The sequence below is a fragment of the Streptococcus mitis genome (assembly GCF_905187535.1).
Taxonomy (GTDB): domain Bacteria; phylum Bacillota; class Bacilli; order Lactobacillales; family Streptococcaceae; genus Streptococcus; species Streptococcus mitis_BS.
The window spans coordinates 58,688-78,529 of the sequence record NZ_CAJJIE010000059.1 but is presented as its reverse complement, the minus strand read 5'-3'; the positions used below and the strand labels follow the sequence as shown (position 1 = coordinate 78,529).

At 40.1% G+C, this 19,842-nt stretch carries 20 protein-coding genes; 16 read left to right on the top strand and 4 right to left on the bottom strand.

Annotated features, from left to right (window positions below; genetic code table 11):
- Positions 1-101 precede the first annotated feature (101 nt).
- Complete coding sequence (locus tag JQ841_RS06175) at positions 102-269, top strand: cysteine-rich KTR domain-containing protein (protein WP_000336323.1); 168 nt, start codon at positions 102-104, stop codon at positions 267-269.
- Positions 270-328: 59 nt separating this feature from the next.
- On the opposite strand, the gene JQ841_RS06170 is transcribed toward JQ841_RS06175, so the two are convergent.
- Complete coding sequence (locus JQ841_RS06170; RefSeq protein ID WP_001227347.1) at positions 329-682, bottom strand: helix-turn-helix transcriptional regulator; 354 nt, start codon at positions 680-682, stop codon at positions 329-331.
- Between the two features lie 504 nt (positions 683-1,186).
- Here JQ841_RS06170 and JQ841_RS06165 point away from each other — a divergent pair.
- The 4 genes from JQ841_RS06165 (at position 1,187) to JQ841_RS06150 (ending at position 3,799) form a co-directional block, all read left to right on the top strand.
- A complete protein-coding gene (locus JQ841_RS06165) occupies positions 1,187-1,609 on the top strand; it encodes a sigma-70 family RNA polymerase sigma factor (protein WP_000804885.1) in 423 nt (140 codons plus the stop codon).
- Positions 1,606-1,836, top strand: coding sequence for a helix-turn-helix domain-containing protein (locus JQ841_RS06160; RefSeq protein WP_000857133.1), 231 nt, complete (start codon positions 1,606-1,608; stop codon positions 1,834-1,836). The genes JQ841_RS06165 and JQ841_RS06160 overlap by 4 nt, the downstream gene beginning before the upstream one ends.
- 460 nt (positions 1,837-2,296) lie before the next feature.
- A complete protein-coding gene (locus JQ841_RS06155; RefSeq protein ID WP_000814511.1) occupies positions 2,297-2,500 on the top strand; it encodes an excisionase in 204 nt (67 codons plus the stop codon).
- Positions 2,501-2,581: 81 nt separating this feature from the next.
- The gene (locus JQ841_RS06150) at positions 2,582-3,799 is read left to right on the top strand and encodes a tyrosine-type recombinase/integrase (RefSeq protein WP_001291561.1); all 1,218 of its coding nucleotides are present in this window, start codon (positions 2,582-2,584) and stop codon (positions 3,797-3,799) included.
- A gap of 186 nt (positions 3,800-3,985) precedes the next feature.
- Here JQ841_RS06150 and rsmG read toward each other — a convergent pair whose 3' ends face one another.
- Positions 3,986-4,699, bottom strand: coding sequence for a 16S rRNA (guanine(527)-N(7))-methyltransferase RsmG (gene rsmG, locus JQ841_RS06145; RefSeq protein WP_084947129.1), 714 nt, complete (start codon positions 4,697-4,699; stop codon positions 3,986-3,988).
- A 93-nt stretch (positions 4,700-4,792) separates the two neighbouring features.
- Between rsmG and JQ841_RS06140 the strand changes: the two genes are divergently transcribed.
- Positions 4,793-5,353, top strand: a complete 561-nt coding sequence (locus tag JQ841_RS06140) for a LemA family protein (protein WP_203180429.1) — start codon at positions 4,793-4,795, stop codon at positions 5,351-5,353.
- Position 5,354: 1 nt separating this feature from the next.
- Entirely contained in the window at positions 5,355-6,254 is a 900-nt protein-coding gene (gene htpX / locus JQ841_RS06135) for a zinc metalloprotease HtpX (RefSeq protein WP_203180428.1), read from the top strand.
- 151 nt (positions 6,255-6,405) lie between these two features.
- On the opposite strand, the gene JQ841_RS06130 is transcribed toward htpX, so the two are convergent.
- Together JQ841_RS06130 and JQ841_RS06125 are read right to left on the bottom strand one after the other, a co-directional pair.
- Positions 6,406-7,965 carry an ATP-binding cassette domain-containing protein gene (locus JQ841_RS06130; RefSeq protein ID WP_203180427.1) on the bottom strand — a complete coding sequence of 520 codons (1,560 nt, stop codon included), beginning with the start codon at positions 7,963-7,965 and terminating at the stop codon, positions 6,406-6,408.
- A gap of 337 nt (positions 7,966-8,302) precedes the next feature.
- Complete coding sequence (locus JQ841_RS06125) at positions 8,303-8,632, bottom strand: hypothetical protein (protein WP_000653208.1); 330 nt, start codon at positions 8,630-8,632, stop codon at positions 8,303-8,305.
- Positions 8,633-8,794: 162 nt separating this feature from the next.
- Here JQ841_RS06125 and JQ841_RS06120 point away from each other — a divergent pair, with 162 nt between their 5' ends.
- The 9 genes from JQ841_RS06120 to JQ841_RS06080 all read left to right on the top strand — a co-directional run bounded on the left by JQ841_RS06120 (position 8,795) and on the right by JQ841_RS06080 (position 19,838).
- Positions 8,795-9,337, top strand: coding sequence for a YceD family protein (locus JQ841_RS06120; protein ID WP_172934096.1), 543 nt, complete (start codon positions 8,795-8,797; stop codon positions 9,335-9,337).
- Positions 9,337-9,966 carry an endonuclease III gene (gene nth / locus JQ841_RS06115; protein WP_203180426.1) on the top strand — a complete coding sequence of 210 codons (630 nt, stop codon included), beginning with the start codon at positions 9,337-9,339 and terminating at the stop codon, positions 9,964-9,966. Before JQ841_RS06120 ends, nth begins: the two co-directional genes overlap by 1 nt.
- 210 nt (positions 9,967-10,176) lie before the next feature.
- Positions 10,177-10,698: a bifunctional pyr operon transcriptional regulator/uracil phosphoribosyltransferase PyrR gene (pyrR, locus tag JQ841_RS06110; RefSeq protein WP_000850023.1), complete on the top strand. Its 522-nt coding sequence runs from the start codon at positions 10,177-10,179 to the stop codon at positions 10,696-10,698.
- 18 nt (positions 10,699-10,716) lie between these two features.
- On the top strand, positions 10,717-11,640 hold the full coding sequence (locus JQ841_RS06105) for an aspartate carbamoyltransferase catalytic subunit (RefSeq protein WP_203180425.1): 924 nt from the start codon (positions 10,717-10,719) through the stop codon (positions 11,638-11,640).
- A 49-nt stretch (positions 11,641-11,689) separates the two neighbouring features.
- The gene (locus tag JQ841_RS06100) at positions 11,690-12,769 is read left to right on the top strand and encodes a carbamoyl phosphate synthase small subunit (protein WP_000166853.1); all 1,080 of its coding nucleotides are present in this window, start codon (positions 11,690-11,692) and stop codon (positions 12,767-12,769) included.
- Between the two features lie 201 nt (positions 12,770-12,970).
- Entirely contained in the window at positions 12,971-16,147 is a 3,177-nt protein-coding gene (carB, locus tag JQ841_RS06095) for a carbamoyl-phosphate synthase large subunit (RefSeq protein WP_203180424.1), read from the top strand.
- A 217-nt stretch (positions 16,148-16,364) separates the two neighbouring features.
- Entirely contained in the window at positions 16,365-17,699 is a 1,335-nt protein-coding gene (locus JQ841_RS06090; RefSeq protein WP_203180423.1) for an Nramp family divalent metal transporter, read from the top strand.
- 404 nt (positions 17,700-18,103) lie between these two features.
- A complete protein-coding gene (locus JQ841_RS06085; RefSeq protein ID WP_084929587.1) occupies positions 18,104-18,811 on the top strand; it encodes an IspD/TarI family cytidylyltransferase in 708 nt (235 codons plus the stop codon).
- 4 nt (positions 18,812-18,815) lie between these two features.
- Entirely contained in the window at positions 18,816-19,838 is a 1,023-nt protein-coding gene (locus JQ841_RS06080; protein WP_203180422.1) for a ribitol-5-phosphate dehydrogenase, read from the top strand.
- Positions 19,839-19,842 lie beyond the last annotated feature (4 nt).

The window sequence follows — 19,842 nt, the reverse complement described above, 5'->3', positions numbered from 1 at the left end:
TATAAATATGGTTTCTTGTTAAATAAGATGAAATATTTTTTAATAAAGATTTGAATTAAAGTGTAAAGGAGGAGATAGTTATTATAAACTACAAGTGGATATTGTGTCCTGTATGTGGAAATAAAACACGATTAAAGATAAGGGAAGATACTGAATTAAAAAAATTCCCCCTCTATTGTCCGAAATGCAGACAAGAAAATTTAATTGAAATAAAGCAGTTCAAAGTAACTGTGATTACAGAGCCAGACGCAAAGACGCAGAGCCGATAAAATGAGATTAATACAATCTCATTTTATCGGCTCTTTCCGTTATGTATGGATTCTTTTAATTAGTCTTCGATGTTTCTTGCTTCGTTGATACCGCTGGCTAAAGATTCCATTAAGGATAGTTCTTTGTCTGTAAAGCTATCCATGTATTTCTCTATCTGTAATCGTCGGGTGCTTTTTACCAAGTTATTAGCAGGTAAGAAAAATTCATCAACGGAAACATGAAGTAACGATACAAGGTCATAAAGAACTTGTATGCTGGGGTGTTGCCCTTTATTTTCAATATTAGTTAAGTACCGTGGGTCAATTTCAATCAATGCTCCCACTTGTTCACGAGTTAAACCTCGTTTCAATCGAGCTTCTTTAATGGCTAAACCAAAGGCTCTAAAATCATATTTATCTTCTTTTTTACGCATAGTAGACCACCTCTATACATTTTATTGTTCCTACTGAATTAAAAACAGGTATAGAAAAACGTGTTATATGGTTTATAGGTTTATATTTAATAAAAAGCACTACTAAACGCCAATAAAAAAAACCGTTATATGGTAGTGCTATTTACGCTGTTAAAATATTGTATATTACTTCCAAATGGCGGTTTGTTGGAGGTCAACGTCGCCATGAAGTACATCATATACAATAAATTTCCTTACATTGGGTTCTTGTCAAAAAAAGTCGTCTATCTGCAATAGATAAGTACGTCCACCAATGTGGTTTTATAAATCATATAGATAGAATAACAGAAGCATGTAAACAGAGAAATAAATCTGTTTATATGCTTTTTTGGCTATTCAGAACTTTTTTACAAAGTTTATTTATCAGTAATGCAACAAATCCCCCTTTCACATTGGGACTAAGAGTGAAAGGAGATAAACGAGCAAGGCTCACTTCCTTTCCTAGACAGAAAGGGGGTGAGAAACATGAAACCATCTTCTTTTCAGACCACAATAGAAAATCAGTTTGACTATATCTGTAAACGTGCTATGGAAGACGAGCGAAAGAATTATATGCTTTATCTTTCAAGGATTGCAAAGCGTGAGGTGTCCTTTTCGGATGTTGGCGATTATCTTGTTAGCCAGTTTGCGACAACAGATAACTATTCAACTGACTTTCAGATTTTTACACTCAATGGGTTATCAGTAGGCGTTGAAAATGATTTGTTGAGTGAAGCATTACGTGAGTTGCCAGACAAGAAACGTGAAATTCTACTGCTGTTTTACTTTATGGACATGAGCGATTCAGAAATTGCAGACCTGTTGAAATTGAACCGTTCTACTGTCTATCGGCATAGAACCAGTGGACTAGCCTTAATTAAAAAGTTTATGGAGGAATTTGAAGAATGAAAACACAATATCCTATGATTCCCTTTCCTCTCATTGTAAAGGCAACAGATGGCGATACCGAAGCGATTAACCAGATTCTACATCATTACAGAGGGTACATAACGAAGCGTTCCCTACGACTTATGAAAGATGAATATGGCAATCAAAGTATGGTCGTTGATGAAGTCTTACGTGGAAGAATGGAAACCAGACTGATTACAAAGATTTTGTCATTTGAAATTAAGTAATATCCTCTCTCCTTTCGTGGAAGCGTGCTAAACCATTCCACGCTTCCCGAACAGGGAGGTTTGTTATTCCACCAAAGCATATTGAGCTTTCAATGTGTTTTGATAGGCTAACGAGCCATTGTTCTTTGAAAACTGAATAAAAGTAATCGAATACGTTTCGATAAGAAAAGAGCCAACGGAACTAACCGCCATGACCTATCTTATAAAGATAGCGAGCGATTCATGTTAGTGATCCGAGAAGCAATCTTTAGCAGGATTGCCTGCAACGACATTCTTATCGTGATAATGATACTCCCATACAGTCAATAGTCCGAGCGTGATAAAACCGTCGCAGGCAATGAGTATGGCTACATGAGAACCATGCAGGGGTGGAACTCCCGTGAGCTTTGCTAAAGCTGTTCGATTGCTGGTAAAACAACTTTTATGAAATCCAAATAAGTGATTTGGAAAGGAGGATTTTATGAAGCAGACTGACATTCCTATTTGGGAACGTTATACCCTAACCATTGAAGAAGCGTCAAAATATTTTCGTATTGGCGAAAACAAGCTACGACGCTTGGCAGAGGAAAATAAAAATGCAAATTGGCTGATTATGAATGGCAATCGTATTCAGATTAAACGAAAACAATTTGAAAAAATTATAGATACATTGGACGCAATCTAGCGTCGCCAAAGGGTCTTGTATATGATAAAATAGTATTAAGTCGTATCAAGGCTCTTTCCATAAAGGAAAGGAGCAAATGCCATGTCAGAAAAAAGACGTGACAATAAAGGTCGAATCTTAAAGACTGGAGAGAGCCAACGAAAAGACGGAAGATACTTATACAAATATATAGATTCATTTGGAGAACCGCAATTTGTTTACTCGTGGAAACTTGTGGCTACAGACCGAGTACCAGCAGGAAAGCGTGATTGTATCTCACTTAGAGAGAAAATCGCAGAGTTACAGAAAGACATTCATGATGGTATTGATGTTGTAGGAAAGAAAATGACACTCTGCCAGCTTTACGCAAAACAGAACGCTCAAAGACCAAAGGTTAGAAAAAACACTGAAACTGGACGCAAATATCTTATGGATATTTTGAAGAAAGACAAGTTAGGTGTAAGAAGTATTGACAGTATTAAGCCATCAGACGCTAAAGAATGGGCTATTAGAATGAGTGAAAATGGTTATGCTTATCAAACCATCAATAACTACAAACGTTCTTTAAAGGCTTCATTCTATATTGCTATACAAGATGATTGTGTTCGGAAGAATCCATTTGACTTTCAACTGAAAGCAGTTCTTGATGATGATACTGTCCCTAAGACCGTACTAACAGAAGAACAGGAAGAAAAACTGTTAGCCTTTGCAAAAGCTGATAAAACCTACAGCAAAAATTATGATGAAATTCTGATACTCTTAAAAACAGGTCTTCGTATTTCAGAGTTTGGTGGTTTGACACTTCCAGATTTAGATTTTGAGAATCGTCTTGTCAATATAGACCATCAGCTATTGAGAGATACTGAAATTGGGTACTACATTGAAACACCAAAGACCAAAAGTGGCGAACGTCAAGTTCCTATGGTTGAAGAAGCCTATCAAGCATTTAAGCGAGTGTTAGCGAATCGAAAGAATGATAAGCGTGTTGAGATTGATGGATATAGTGATTTCCTCTTTCTTAATAGAAAGAACTATCCAAAAGTGGCAAGTGATTACAACGGCATGATGAAAGGTCTTGTTAAGAAATACAATAAGTATAACGAGGATAAATTGCCACACATCACTCCACATAGTTTGCGACATACATTCTGTACCAACTATGCAAATGCAGGAATGAATCCAAAGGCATTACAGTACATTATGGGACATGCTAATATAGCCATGACGCTGAACTATTACGCACATGCAACATTCGATTCTGCAATGGCAGAAATGAAACGCTTGAATAAAGAGAAGCAACAGGAGCGTCTTGTTGCTTAGTAGTACAAATGAATTTACTACTTATTTACCACTTCTGACAGCTAAGACATGAGGAAATATGCAAAGAAACGTGAAGTATCTTCCTACAGTAAAAATACTCGAAAGCACATAGAATAAGGCTTTACGAGCATTTAAGAAAATATAAAAAGATAATTAGAAATTTATACTTTGTTTATTTTAAAAAGATTAAAGCGGGCGTTTATTGGGCATGCCAGCCTTACGTGGATATTTATTTGGCGTTTCTTTTTTCTTTTCTACCACTGTGATGTAACGTGGATCTCCATTTGGTAGGGCGTAGCTGAGATTGTCTTCTACTTTACTAAAAAGGAGGTTGAGGGCATTCTTAGCTTCTAATAATTCCTCAGGAGCATTGCTAGCCTTGAGTGCCAATAGTTTTCCGCCAACTTTAAGGTAGGGAATAGTTAATTCAGATAGGACTTGCATACGGGCAACCGCACGAGCCGTTACAAAATCATAGTGAGCACGGAAGTTTTTGTCTTGGGCCAAGTCTTCTGCACGTCCATGGTAGAAATGAACATCGTCCAAATCCAGTTCTTGAGCCAAAAGTTGGAGGAAGTTGATGCGCTTATTGAGTGAATCAATGATGGTCACATCTAACTGAGGATAGAGGATTTTCATTGGTAAACTAGGAAATCCTGCCCCAGCACCGATGTCAAGAAGTTTGATAGTTTCATTGGGAATCAAGCCTTGCAGAATAGGTGCAATCGAATCGTAAAAATGCTTGAGATAAACTTCATCCTTGTCTGTAATAGCCGTCAAATTAATCTTTTCATTCCACTCGACCAAGAGTTCAAAATAACGATCAAATTGTTTTTTTTGCTGGTCCGAAAGTGGAAGATTCTGCTCGGCAAGCAAGTTGTAAAATGTTTCTGGTTTCATAGTTATTTCCTTCTTTAGTATCATCTTATTTTACCACAATCATTAAAAATTTGATATACTGGTACTAATCTAAAAGTAGAAAGGACTTATATAATGACTTGGATTATTCTTGGAGTTTTGGCTCTTGTTGTTATTTTTGTGATTGTTAGCTATAACGGTTTGGTTAAGAATCGTATGCAAACAAAGGAGGCTTGGAGTCAGATTGATGTTCAGTTGAAACGTCGAAATGATCTCTTGCCAAACTTGATTGAGACTGTAAAAGGTTATGCCAAATATGAAGGTTCTACCCTTGAAAAGGTGGCAGAACTTCGCAATCAAGTTGCTGCAGCAACTTCACCAGCAGAAGCTATGAAAGCTAGTGATGCTCTTACTCGTCAGGTTTCAGGTATTTTTGCAGTTGCAGAAAGCTATCCAGATTTGAAAGCTAGTGCCAACTTTGTTAAATTGCAAGAGGAGTTGACAAACACAGAAAATAAAATTTCTTACTCTCGTCAACTTTACAACAGTGTTGTCAGCAACTACAATGTAAAATTAGAAACTTTCCCAAGCAATATTATCGCTGGAATGTTTGGATTTAAAGCAGCAGATTTCCTTCAAACTCCAGATGAGGAAAAGGTAGTACCTAAAGTTGATTTTAGCGGTTTAGGTGACTAAGATGTTGTTTGATCAAATTGCAAGCAATAAACGAAAAACGTGGATTTTATTGCTGGTATTTTTCCTACTCTTAGCTCTGGTTGGCTATGCGGTTGGTTATCTCTTTATGCGATCTGGGCTTGGTGGTTTGGTTATCGCACTGATTATCGGCTTTATCTATGCCTTGTCCATGATTTTTCAATCGACAGAGATTGTCATGTCAATGAATGGAGCGCGTGAGGTGGATGAGCAAACGGCACCAAACCTCTACCATGTAGTAGAAGATATGGCTATGGTCGCTCAGATTCCTATGCCTCGTGTTTTCATCATTGATGATCCAGCCTTAAATGCCTTTGCGACAGGTTCTAACCCTCAAAATGCGGCGGTTGCTGCGACTTCAGGCCTTCTAGCTATCATGAATCGTGAGGAACTAGAAGCTGTTATGGGACATGAAGTCAGTCATATTCGTAACTACGATATCCGCATTTCAACTATTGCTGTCGCCCTTGCTAGTGCTATCACCATGCTTTCTAGTATGGCAGGTCGTATGATGTGGTGGGGTGGTGCAGATCGCAGACGAAGTGACGATGATCGAGATGGAAACGGTCTTGAAATCATTATGCTAGTGGTTTCCCTACTAGCTATTGTGCTGGCTCCTCTCGCTGCAACCTTGGTGCAACTAGCTATTTCTCGTCAGAGGGAATTCCTAGCTGATGCTTCCAGTGTCGAGTTGACTCGTAATCCTCAAGGGATGATAAATGCTCTACGTAAGTTGGATAATAGTAAACCGATGAGTCGTCCTGTCGATGATGCCAGCAGTGCACTTTATATCAATGATCCTAAGAAAGGGGGAGGGTTCCAAAAACTCTTTTATACCCACCCGCCTATCTCAGAACGGATTGAACGTTTAAAACATATGTAAAATGAAGGCTAGGAAAAAGTCTTTAAAATCTTAAAAACGCATAATATCAGGTGTGCAAAAAACTTGATATTATGCGTTTTATTATGGGAAGATTTACTTCCTTTTCTCCTAAAATTGTGTTTTTGCCCCACCTATCTGCTATGTTGCAAATTTATAAATTGTCTAAATTAACTACATCCAAACCGTGTTCTGTCAAGCGATAGATAGTCGAACAGACCTCTTTTAAGAAACGACGGTCATGCGAAACAGTGATGATACCGCCTGGATAGGTTGCAAAGAGTTTTCTAATTTCGGGTTGAGAAGTAGGTGAAAAGTTTCGTGTGGGTTCATCCAGAAGGAGAAAGTTTGGTTTGCGCAAGACTAAATCCAAAAGCAGGAGTTTACCCTGTTGTCCGCCAGATAAGGAGCGAATTTGATGCTGCATTTCTGGATAACTGAAATTGAGACTGGCTAAGTGAGATTGGATTTTCTGTAGTTCCTCTTTTTCCCCAGTTTGACTTAGATAGGCTATTGGTGATAAATCCAATTTCAGTTTTTTGTGGTAATCTTGTGGCATAAAACCAAGCGAAATTTCTCTTTTGGCGCTAAGCAGTTGTTGAAACTTGGCTAACAGAGTCGATTTTCCAATACCATTTGGGCCGATAATACCGATTTTTTCTTGGCCACGGACAGTTAGTCGTAGTTCTTGAACCAAAACTCGGTCGCTAATGGACAAATTTTCTTTTTCCAGTTGGATTAAAACTTTAGAAGCAGTTAATGGTTGGATGTCTGAGAAGAAAAGTTTGATTTCTTCCTCTTCAAGTGGCTTTTGGATCATGGACTGAGCTGTCTTTTCAAAGCGTTTTTCTTGAGAGAGGACAGTTTTCATCTTTTTAGCCAATAGGCGACCGGCAGTACTGTCTTTGGTAGCTCGAAGAGCAGTTTCTACATTTTGTTTGACTCGGCGATGCTTTTCCATGGTTTTGTCATAGGCTCTCTGGTCGTTAGCAGCTTGCTGACTTTGTCTGGCAAAATTAGCCTTTCTCTGGTCACTATAGCGATCATAATCTAAATGCTCTACTAGCGTTTCTGCTTCTTTACGGTGCTTGACCAGTCGCAAGTGGACAATAGTATCAGCCGTTTGAGAAAGAAAGTCTTCATCATGGGAAATGAAAATAACAGTTTGCCTAATCTTTCGAATCTGACCTTTTAGCCAATCAACCGTCTCAAGGTCTAGGTCATTTGAAGGTTCATCTAAAAATAGAATCTCAAAAGGTTTTGCTAACTCATGGATGAGCTGAATTTTCAAAGCTTCGCCACCCGAGAGGCTCCCGATCTCTTGGTCACTAGCGAAACGTTCGCCATCAAAATGCAATTCCTCAGCCAAACGATAGAGGATACTGTAGTCTAAATCAAGAGAATCTAAAAAGAAGTAGTCGTGTAGACTTTTCTTTTTCAGCTCTTCGGGGAGTTTTTGAGGAATGTAGGCTATTGATTGATAATCAGATTGAATGTCTCCCCTGATAGTGAAATCAGGTAAAGTTTCTCCCATTAAAGTTTTAATCAAGGTTGATTTGCCATTTCCTTCCTCTCCAATAATAGCTATCTTTTCCCCGTCTTGGATGGTCATGTTTAAGTCTGAGACAAGGTCTCGTAAATCTTTGTTTTGTGTGATGGTCAGGTGATTGATTTTTATCATATGATTGCCCTTTCTAGAATGTCGATAGTGCATAACAAAAAGCTCTACTTTATCTAGTAGAGCCCAAAGTCACTGTCAAAACTCTATTATCCTCGTTGAAAAGCTCGTCAAACTAGCTTAGGATTGCCTAATCCAACTCAAGAGGAGCAGATGGTTAGCCTTCTAGTTTTTTGATTTTCAATGAGGATAAGATACTAGAAAATCTAGTATGAAAAGAGCACACAAAAAGAGACAAAAACAAGATCTACTAAATAAAGTTTCTTTATTTGATAGACTTAGTTGTTCATGTCTCCCTTACCTCCGAGTATTAGTATCTTTATCCTATACCTTTAAGGAAATTTTGTCAACAGAAAACTGACAATTCTAATCTCTAAAATCCGAAAACAGGTCCATAGAGAGTCAGTACGTGTTTGATATGCTCGTAATGGAATTTATCATAGTTTCGCCAAGCAGTGCGTGCTTGATCATTCAGTTTTAGGCTACCAAGACCAATCAGAAGACTGGTACGTTGGTAAAATTTCTCAAGGTCGATTAAAATACTGTTGTCCAACTTTTCCGCTTTTTTGAGCTCTTGCAGAGTAGTGTTTAGCAGCTCTTGCAGTCGAATATCATCTGCCCTACCCTGTTTGCAGCTTTGGAAACTTTTATTTAACTCGGATAGGAGTTGGGTTGCATTAGTAATGAGTTCTTTGTCTTTCATGTGAGCATCCTCCTTGCTCTGATGTATTATTGCCTATAGTATGGCACTAAAAAATGTCATAGTAAACATGTTAAAAAATCGAATGTTAATTAAAAAGTTTGGTGGGCTGATTTGTAGGCTTTTCATGGTATAATCAAGAGAGTAAATCTTTATGGAGGAAGTATGAAATTAAATATTCAAGAAATTCGTAAGCAGTCTGAAGGCTTGCATTTTGAACAAACGTTAGACCTAGCTGCAGACCTGCGTGCACGCAATCAAGAAATTTTAGATGTAAAAGATATCCTTGCAGTTGGGAAAGTACAGTACGAAGACCGTATGTATTTCTTAGATTATCAACTATCTTATACCATTGTTCTTGCTTCAAGTCGCAGTATGGAACCAGTTGAGTTAGTTGAATCTTATCCAGTAACGGAAGTTTTCATGGAAGGCGCAATCAACCAGCTAGATCAAGAGGTTCTAGATGATGATTTGGTCTTGCCTATTGAAAATGGAGAGCTAGACCTTGCTGAGAGTGTATCAGACAATATCCTGCTCAACATCCCTATTAAGGTCTTGACAGCTGAAGAAGAGGCAGGTCAAGGTTTTGTGTCAGGAAATGATTGGCAAATCATGACAGAGGAAGAATACCAAGCCCAACAAGCAGTAAAGAAAGAAGAAAACAGTCCTTTTGCTGGCTTACAAGGACTATTTGATGGAGACGAATAATGGTCTTGTCAAAAAAACGAGCACGAAAGGTGCTAGAAGAAATCATTGCCCTCTTCCCAGATGCCAAGCCCAGTCTTGATTTTACCAATCATTTTGAACTCTTGGTTGCGGTCATGTTATCAGCTCAGACGACGGATGCAGCGGTAAATAAGGCCACACCAGGTCTCTTTGCGGCCTTTCCAACGCCACAAGCTATGTCTTTGGCGACAGAGAATGAGATTGCTTCACACATTTCTCGTTTGGGACTGTATCGGAATAAGGCTAAATTCCTTAAAAAATGTGCCCAACAGTTACTAGACGATTTTGATGGCCAAGTTCCTCAAACACGTGAGGGATTGGAGAGTTTGGCAGGTGTTGGTCGCAAGACAGCCAATGTTGTCATGAGTGTTGGTTTTGGGATTCCAGCCTTTGCAGTGGATACTCATGTAGAGCGTATTTGCAAACACCACGATATTGTCAAAAAATCAGCGACACCGCTTGAGGTGGAAAAGCGGGTCATGGATATCTTGCCACCGGAGCAGTGGTTAGCTGCCCATCAGGCCATGATTTATTTTGGAAGAGCCATTTGTCATCCTAAAAATCCAGAGTGTGACCAGTACCCACAGTTATATGATTTTAGCAATTTATAAGATGGGCTTTCAAAAGTTTTTGCTTGATTTTAAGCATGCTTTGTGCTATAGTATTTGATAACTAAATATTCCTTTAAACCTGTCCCGTGAGGCAGGCAAGGAGAACGATTAAGTAGAAGGGTGAAGTCTATACTGTTTCCAGTAGGGCTAGCTTAGCTATACATTTCAAGTCTCCTTGTTTAAGGAGACTTTTCTTTTTGGAGGTTTGTCATGAAGACAAAAGAAGTTGTAGACGAATTGACCGTCAAACGAGCGATTACGCGTATTACTTATGAGATTATCGAGCGCAACAAAGATTTGAATAAAATCGTCTTAGCTGGTATTAAAACTCGTGGTGTCTTTATCGCCCACCGTATCCAAGAACGTTTGGAGCAGTTAGAAAATCTTTCAGTTCCTGTTGTAGAATTGGATACTAAACCTTTCCGTGACGATGTTAAAAGTGGAGAAGATACTTCTTTGGTTTCTGTTGATGTGACAGATCGTGAAGTTATCTTGGTGGATGATGTGCTTTATACAGGCCGTACCATCCGCGCTGCTATTGATAATATTGTCGGTCATGGCCGTCCTGCGCGCGTGAGTTTAGCAGTTCTAGTCGATCGTGGACATAGAGAATTGCCAATCCGTCCAGATTACGTTGGAAAAAATATCCCAACTAGTCGTTCTGAAGAAATCATCGTAGAGATGGCAGAACTTGATGGCCAAGATAGAGTTCTGATTACTGAAGAAGCTTAGAAAGCTAAAGGAGTAGCCATGTCAGAAAATCAACAAGCATTGAACCATGTGGTGTCCATGGAAGACCTCACTGTCGATCAAGTCATGAAATTGATCAAGCGAGGAATTGAGTTTAAAAACGGAGCTCAGCTTCCTTATGAAGACAATCCAATTGTTTCCAATCTTTTCTTTGAGGATTCTACACGGACGCATAAGTCCTTCGAAGTGGCAGAGATTAAACTGGGGCTGGAACGTCTTGACTTTGATGTGAAGACTAGTTCGGTTAATAAGGGTGAGACACTTTATGATACCATTTTGACTCTGTCTGCTTTAGGAGTGGATGTCTGTGTGATTCGCCACCCTGAGATTGACTACTACAGAGAGTTAATTGCTAGTCCCACGATTACGACTTCCATCATCAATGGTGGAGATGGTTCGGGACAACACCCTAGCCAGAGCTTGCTGGATTTGATGACTATTTATGAGGAATTTGGTCACTTTGAGGGCCTTAAGGTTGCGATTGCAGGTGACTTGGACCACTCACGCGTTGCCAAATCCAATATGCAGATTTTGAAACGCTTGGGAGCTGAACTTTACTTTGCTGGACCTGAGGAATGGAGAAGTCAAGAGTTTGCAGACTATGGACAGTTTGTAACTATTGATGAAATCATTGATCAGGTGGATGTCATGATGTTTCTTCGTGTGCAACATGAACGCCATGATAGTGGTGCAGTCTTTTCAAAAGAAGACTACCATGCCCAACATGGTTTGACTCAAGAACGCTATGACCGTTTGAAAGAAACAGCAATCCTCATGCACCCAGCTCCAGTCAATCGTGATGTAGAAATTGCAGACCACTTGGTTGAAGCACCAAAATCACGGATTGTCCAACAAATGACCAATGGTGTTTTTGTTCGAATGGCAATCTTAGAATCCGTACTGGCGAGTAGAAACGCCAACTAAAACACAAGACGTTAAAAGACGCCAGTGAGCGTCCACGAGAGGTGAAAATATGACAAAAAGACTTCTAGTATTAGAAGATGGCACAGTATTTGAAGGCAAGGCCTTCGGAGCAGATATCGATGTAACAGGCGAAATCGTCTTTAATACAGGAATGACCGGATATCAAGAATCCATTACAGACCAGTCTTATAATGGACAAATCTTGACCTTTACTTATCCTTTGGTAGGAAATTATGGAATTAACCGTGATGATTACGAATCCATTATTCCAACTTGTAAGGGAGTCGTTGTTTTTGAAGAAGCGCGTCGAGCTAGCAACTGGCGCAACCAAATGACCTTGGATGAATTTTTGAAAGCCAAGAAAATTCCTGGTATTTCAGGGATTGATACGCGTGCACTTACCAAGATTATCCGTAAGCATGGTACGATGCGTGCAACCTTGACCCATGTTGGGGACAGCATGGACCATGTGACGGATCAGCTCCAAGCGACAGTCTTGCCGACAGACAATATCAAGCAGGTTTCTACTAAAACTTCATATCCAGCTCCAGGAGTTGGTTTGAGTGTTGTCTTAGTTGACTTTGGTCTCAAGCACTCAATCCTACGTGAACTTTCTAAACGCAACTGTAACGTGACGGTTGTTCCGTATTCAACAACGGCGGAAGAAATTCTCCATCTCAATCCTGACGGAGTTATGTTGTCAAACGGTCCAGGTAACCCAGAAGATGTTCCACAAGCACTCGACATGATTCGTGGTGTGCAAGGAAAAATTCCAATCTTTGGTATTTGTATGGGGCATCAACTCTTTGCAATGGCAAACGGAGCAAAGACTTACAAGATGAAGTTTGGTCACCGTGGATTTAACCACGCGGTACGTGAAATTGCTACAGGACGTGTGGATTTTACAAGTCAAAACCATGGTTATGCAGTTAGCCGTGAGGATTTGCCAGAGCATTTGATTATCACCCACGAAGAAATCAATGACAAGTCAGTTGAAGGTGTGCGCCACAGATATCAACCTGCTTTCTCTGTTCAATACCATCCAGATGCAGCCCCTGGTCCACACGACGCTAGCTACCTATTTGATGAGTTTATCGAGATGATGGAAGCTTTTAAACAATCAAACTAAGAACGAGTAAAAGCTCGTCGGAGAATTTATTTAATGGCAACCTGAGAGTTGCCGAATAGAAAGGAGAAGGGTGGTCCGTATTTGCTGAACTGAATACGGGCTACGGACGGTGCTAAAAAGATAGTTATTCCTAGAACTGGCAGTTCTTTGTCATAACTCCTATTTTAGCTTTGTCCGCTTGACGCCCTTAATATCTTATATATGCCTAAACGTACTGATATTCAAAAAATTATGGTGATTGGTTCTGGTCCGATTATTATTGGTCAGGCTGCTGAGTTTGACTACGCTGGGACCCAGGCTTGCTTGTCTTTGAAAGAGGAAGGTTATGAGGTTGTCTTGGTTAACTCAAACCCTGCAACTATCATGACGGACAAGGAGATTGCTGACAAGGTTTATATCGAACCGATTACACTTGAGTTTGTGACTCGTATTCTTCGTAAGGAACGTCCAGATGCCTTGCTACCAACACTCGGTGGTCAAACAGGGCTCAATATGGCCATGGAATTGTCTAAAAATGGTATTCTAGATGAGCTTGGTGTTGAACTTCTGGGAACTAAATTATCTGCCATTGACCAAGCGGAGGACCGTGACCTCTTTAAACAATTGATGGAAGAGCTCAACCAACCAATCCCTGAATCTGAGATTGTTAACACTGTCGAAGAAGCAGTTGCCTTTGCAGCGACAATTGGCTACCCAGTCATCGTCCGACCAGCCTTTACCCTAGGTGGTACTGGTGGTGGTATGTGTGCCAATGAGGAAGAATTGCGTGAAATCGCTGAAAATGGTTTGAAATTATCGCCTGTGACCCAATGTTTGATTGAGCGTTCGATTGCTGGTTTCAAGGAAATCGAATACGAAGTGATGCGTGACTCGGCTGACAATGCTCTCGTTGTTTGTAACATGGAAAACTTTGACCCAGTTGGGATTCACACAGGAGATTCCATTGTATTTGCCCCTGCCCAAACCATGTCAGACTATGAAAACCAAATGCTACGCGACGCGAGCTTGAGCATCATTCGTGCCCTTAAGATTGAAGGTGGATGTAACGTTCAGTTGGCACTTGATCCCCATAGCTTTAAGTATTATGTTATCGAAGTAAACCCTCGTGTATCGCGTTCGTCAGCCCTTGCTTCTAAAGCGACAGGGTATCCGATTGCTAAGTTGGCTGCCAAGATTGCAGTTGGCTTGACCTTGGATGAGGTTATCAACCCAGTTACAGGTTCAACCTATGCCATGTTTGAGCCAGCCCTTGACTACGTAGTTGCCAAGATTCCACGTTTCCCATTTGACAAGTTTGAAAAAGGTGAACGCCGTCTTGGTACTCAGATGAAGGCCACTGGAGAAGTCATGGCAATCGGTCGTAACATTGAAGAATCTCTTCTTAAGGCTTGCCGCTCCCTTGAAATTGGGGTGCACCACAATGAAATGCCTGAACTTGCAGCAGTTTCTGATGATGCCTTGATTGAAAAAGTAGTCAAAGCCCAAGATGACCGTCTCTTCTACGTATCAGAAGCCATTCGCCGTGGCTATACTCCAGAAGAAATTGCTGAATTGACCAAGATTGATATCTTTTATCTTGATAAACTCTTACATATCTTTGAAATTGAGCAAGAGTTGGGTGCCCATCCACAAGATCTAGAAGTCTTGAAAACTGCAAAATTGAATGGATTTTCAGACCGTAAGATTGCTGAACTCTGGAATACTACAGCTGACCAAGTTCGCCAACTTCGTTTGGAAAACAAGATTGTCCCAGTCTACAAGATGGTCGATACTTGTGCGGCAGAATTTGACTCTGAAACACCATACTTCTATTCAACCTATGGTTGGGAAAATGAGTCTATCAAGTCTGATAAGGAATCCGTTCTAGTTCTAGGTTCTGGTCCAATCCGTATCGGTCAAGGGGTTGAGTTCGACTACGCAACTGTTCACTCAGTTAAGGCTATTCAAGCTGCTGGTTATGAGGCTATCATCATGAACTCAAACCCAGAGACCGTTTCTACAGACTTCTCTGTATCAGATAAGCTTTACTTTGAGCCATTGACATTTGAAGATGTTATGAACGTCATTGACTTGGAGCAACCAAAAGGTGTTATTGTTCAGTTCGGTGGTCAAACAGCTATCAACCTAGCTGAACCATTGGCTAAAGCAGGTGTGACCATCCTTGGTACACAGGTTACTGACCTAGACCGTGCCGAAGACCGTGACCTCTTCGAGCAAGCTCTAAAAGACCTGGATATTCCACAGCCACCAGGACAAACGGCTACCAATGAAGAAGAAGCAGTGCTTGCAGCTCGCAAGATTAGCTTCCCAGTCTTAGTTCGCCCATCTTATGTTTTAGGTGGACGTGCCATGGAAATCGTAGAAAATGAAGAAGATCTTCGTTCTTACATGCGTACAGCGGTTAAGGCTAGTCCAGACCATCCAGTTCTTGTTGACTCATACATCGTTGGGCAAGAGTGCGAAGTTGATGCCATTTCAGACGGAGAAAATGTTCTCATCCCTGGTATCATGGAGCACATCGAACGCGCTGGTGTTCACTCTGGTGACTCAATGGCCGTTTACCCACCACAAACCTTGTCGCAAAAGGTGCAAGAAACAATCGCGGACTATACTAAACGCCTAGCAATCGGCCTTAACTGTCTTGGAATGATGAACATCCAGTTTGTTATCAAGGATGAAAAAGTCTACGTTATTGAGGTCAATCCACGTGCCAGCCGTACGGTTCCATTCCTTTCTAAGGTGACTAATATTCCTATGGCTCAAGTAGCGACTAAGCTCATTCTTGGGCAAAGTTTATCAGAACTTGGTTACCAAGATGGACTTTACCCTGAAAGCACTCGCGTTCATATCAAGGCACCTGTCTTCTCCTTCACAAAACTAGCTAAGGTAGACAGCTTGCTTGGTCCTGAAATGAAGTCAACAGGGGAAGTTATGGGTTCTGATACGACTTTGGAAAAAGCTCTCTATAAGGCCTTTGAAGCTTCTTACCTCCACTTGCCAACTTTTGGTAACGTTGTATTTACCATCGCTGATGATGCAAAAGAAGAAGCCTTGGACTTGGCTCGTCGTTTCCAAAATATTGGCTATGGAATCCTCGCGACAGAAGGGACAGCAGCCTTCTTTGCCAGTCATGGATTGCAAGCCCAACCTGTGGGTAAGATTGGTGATGACGATAAAGATATCCCAAATTTTGTCCGCAAAGGAAGAATTCAAGCTATCATTAACACAGTAGGAACCAAACGAACTGCTGATGAAGATGGTGAGCAAATCCGCCGTTCAGCCATTGAACACGGAGTGCCCCTCTTTACAGCCCTAGATACAGCTAATGCCATGCTTAAAGTGTTGGAAAGTCGTAGTTTTGTTACAGAAGCAATCTAGTTGAGAAAGAATTTTCACAGTTAAAAAGCCAGCGTCAGAAAACGCTGGCTTTTCCAATACTGGTGTTGCTTATTTCAACTATCATGCTTTACTTAAGAATCGTTCCAAAATGTGATATAATAAGAATAAATTGGAAATAGGCAAACTATTTTCATTGTATTTTCAAAAACTTCATTAATAAACTAGGTAAAGACAAGATTAGAAAGTGAATATTCCTATGTCTTCTTACAAAAAGGTCTCTCTTTCTGAGATCAATCAATCTATTGAAACTCCTAATAACAATCATTTTTGGCAAAATCTAAAAGCATTTTTAGGGCCTGGAGCTCTTGTGGCAGTTGGATATATGGATCCTGGGAATTGGATTACCAGTGTGGTTGGTGGTGCTTCCTACAAATATAGTCTCTTATTTGTTATTTTGATTTCATCCATTATTGCCATGCAGTTACAACAAATGGCTGGAAAGCTTGGTATCGTGACTAGGATGGACCTAGCGCAGGCAACATCTCATCATGCTCCCAAGTGGCTCCGCTATAGTCTGTGGGTGATTGTAGAATTAGCTTTAATGGCGACAGACCTGGCTGAGGTTTTGGGTTCAGCGATTGCCTTAAATCTTTTGTTTAAAATACCGATTATGGTGGCTATCCTCCTAACGGTTTTAGATGTGTTTCTTTTGCTTTTGTTGATGAAATTTGGCTTCAAGAAGATTGAAGCTATTGTTACAACCCTTATCTTAACTATATTAGGAATATTTTCTTATCTGGTGGCTTTATCTAATCCAAGTATTCAGGGTATCTTTGGTGGCTATTTACCGACATCAACTTTGTTTGAGAGTCCTTTGCCGGGACATGAGAGTCAACTGACTTTGGCTTTAGGAATTGTAGGAGCGACAGTCATGCCCCATAATCTCTATCTCCATTCATCCCTTTCGCAAACAAGGAAAATCAACCATAAGGATAAAAAGGATGTTCGAAAAGCTGTGCGTTTTATGACCTGGGACTCAAATCTTCAGTTGTCCCTAGCCTTTGTTGTCAATTCCTTACTTCTCATTTTAGGGGCATCGCTCTTTTTTGGCCATTCATCTGAAATTTCAGCTTTTTCCCAAATGTACAATGCCTTACAGGATTCGACAATAGCAGGAGCAATAGCCAGCTCAACTCTGTCAACTTTATTTGCTCTGGCTCTCTTAGCAAGTGGCCAAAATTCTACTATCACAGGCACCTTGACAGGACAGATTGTCATGGAAGGTTTCTTGCATATGAAATTACCTCAGTGGATCATCCGTATCGGTACACGTATTTTTGCCTTGCTCCCTGTGATTATAGTTGCTATCTTGTTTGGACATCAAGAAAAAACCTTGGATCAGTTGTTGGTCTATTCACAGGTCTTTCTTTCCATCGCTCTTCCGTTTTCAATCTTCCCCTTAATCTATCTAACTTCTAAGAAGTCAGTGATGGGAGAATTTACCAATGCCAAGTGGAATACAATCCTTGGCTACGTAGTTTCAATCATCTTGACCATTCTCAATATCAAGCTGCTTTTCGATATTTTTTAAACTTGTTTTGAGAATATTATATAAAGGTTTTCCCTGCCTACTAGTATGAGTTTTTTGATTGTAAATACTTTTCCCTAACTTATTTGTAATAATATCATAAAGTTAGCTAATAAGAAATGAAGGGCAGTAAGTCAAGTAATTCCTTTGAAGTTTCAAAGTTTAGTTTTAAGTTTTTTTTAAGGAAAGTATATTATTCTGAAGAACTCTAAAATTTCACAGCCATTTATTAGTAATCGCTACAGAATTCCTAGTCATTACTAGAAATGGATTAGTTTCTTTGAAGATATAGAACTGCTTAATCCTCCTATTCTAGAACGGGAGGTCCGGTATTTCTTTCATGATAGGACTAGATTGTGGTATAATAGAGAGAATAAGTTTTTTTAGTAAGACAAAGGAGAAAATAGATGATTTATGCAGGAATTCTTGCTGGTGGAACTGGCACACGTATGGGAATCAGTAACTTGCCAAAACAATTTTTAGAGCTAGGTGATCGACCTATCTTGGTTCATACAATTGAAAAATTTGTCTTGGAACCAAGCATTGAAAAAATTGTGGTTGGGGTTCATGGAGACTGGGTTTCCCATGCAGAGGATCTTGTAGATAAATATCTACCTCTTCATAAGGATCGTATCATCATTACAAAAGGTGGTGCCGACCGCAATACAAGTATTGAGAAAATCATTGAAGCTATCGATGCATATCGTCCGCTTACTCCAGAGGATATCGTTGTTACCCACGACTCTGTTCGTCCGTTCATTACGCTTCGCATGATTCAGGACAATATCCAACTTGCTCAAAATCATGACGCAGTGGACACAGTGGTAGAAGCGGTTGATACTATCGTTGAAAGCACTAATGGTCAATTTATTACAGATATTCCAAATCGTGCTCACCTCTATCAAGGACAAACACCTCAAACATTCCGTTGCAAGGATTTCATGGACCTTTATGGCTCTCTCTCTGCTGAAGAGAAAGAAATCTTGACAGATGCATGTAAAATCTTTGTAATCAAAGGAAAAGATGTGGCCTTGGCCAAGGGTGAATATTCAAATCTTAAAATTACAACCGTAACAGATTTGAAGATTGCAAAAAGTATGATTGAGAAAGACTAGTGAAATGATTAATCAAATTTATCAACTAACAAAGCCCAAGTTTATCAATGTCAAATACCAGGAAGAGGCTATTGACCAAGAGAATCATATCCTCATCCGCCCCAACTACATGGCTGTCTGTCATGCGGATCAGCGTTACTATCAAGGAAAACGTGACCCAAAGATTTTGAATAAAAAGCTTCCAATGGCAATGATTCACGAGTCATGTGGAACCGTTATTGCTGATCCAACAGGAACCTACGAGGTTGGGCAAAAAGTTGTCATGATTCCTAATCAGCCTCCTATGCAGAGTGATGAAGAATTCTATGAGAACTACATGACAGGGACTCATTTCTTGTCTAGTGGATTTGATGGCTTTATGAGAGAGTTTGTTTCTCTCCCTAAAGATCGTGTGGTGGCTTATGAAGCTATCGAAGATACGGTTGCAGCCATTACAGAGTTTGTCAGTGTTGGCATGCACGCTATGAATCGTCTATTGACTCTTGCTCATAGCAAGCGTAACCGAATTGCCGTTATCGGAGATGGTAGTTTAGCATTTGTGGTTGCCAATATTATCAACTATACTTTGCCAGAAGCAGAGATTGTGGTTATTGGTCGTCATTGGGAAAAATTGGAACTCTTCTCTTTTGCTAAAGAATGCTATATTACTGATAATATTCCTGAAGATTTGGCCTTTGACCATGCTTTTGAATGTTGTGGTGGAGATGGTACCGGACCAGCTATTAATGACTTGATTCGCTACATTCGTCCTCAGGGAACGATTCTCATGATGGGCGTTAGCGAATATAAAGTCAACCTCAATACACGCGATGCCTTAGAAAAGGGCTTGCTCTTGGTTGGTTCCTCTCGTTCTGGTCGCATTGATTTTGAAAATGCAATCCAAATGATGGAAGTCAAGAAATTTGCCAATCGTCTTAAAAATATCCTTTATCTAGAAGAACCTGTAAGAGAAATTAAAGATATTCACCGTGTCTTTGCGACCGATTTAAACACAGCCTTTAAAACTGTGTTTAAGTGGGAAGTATAAGTGC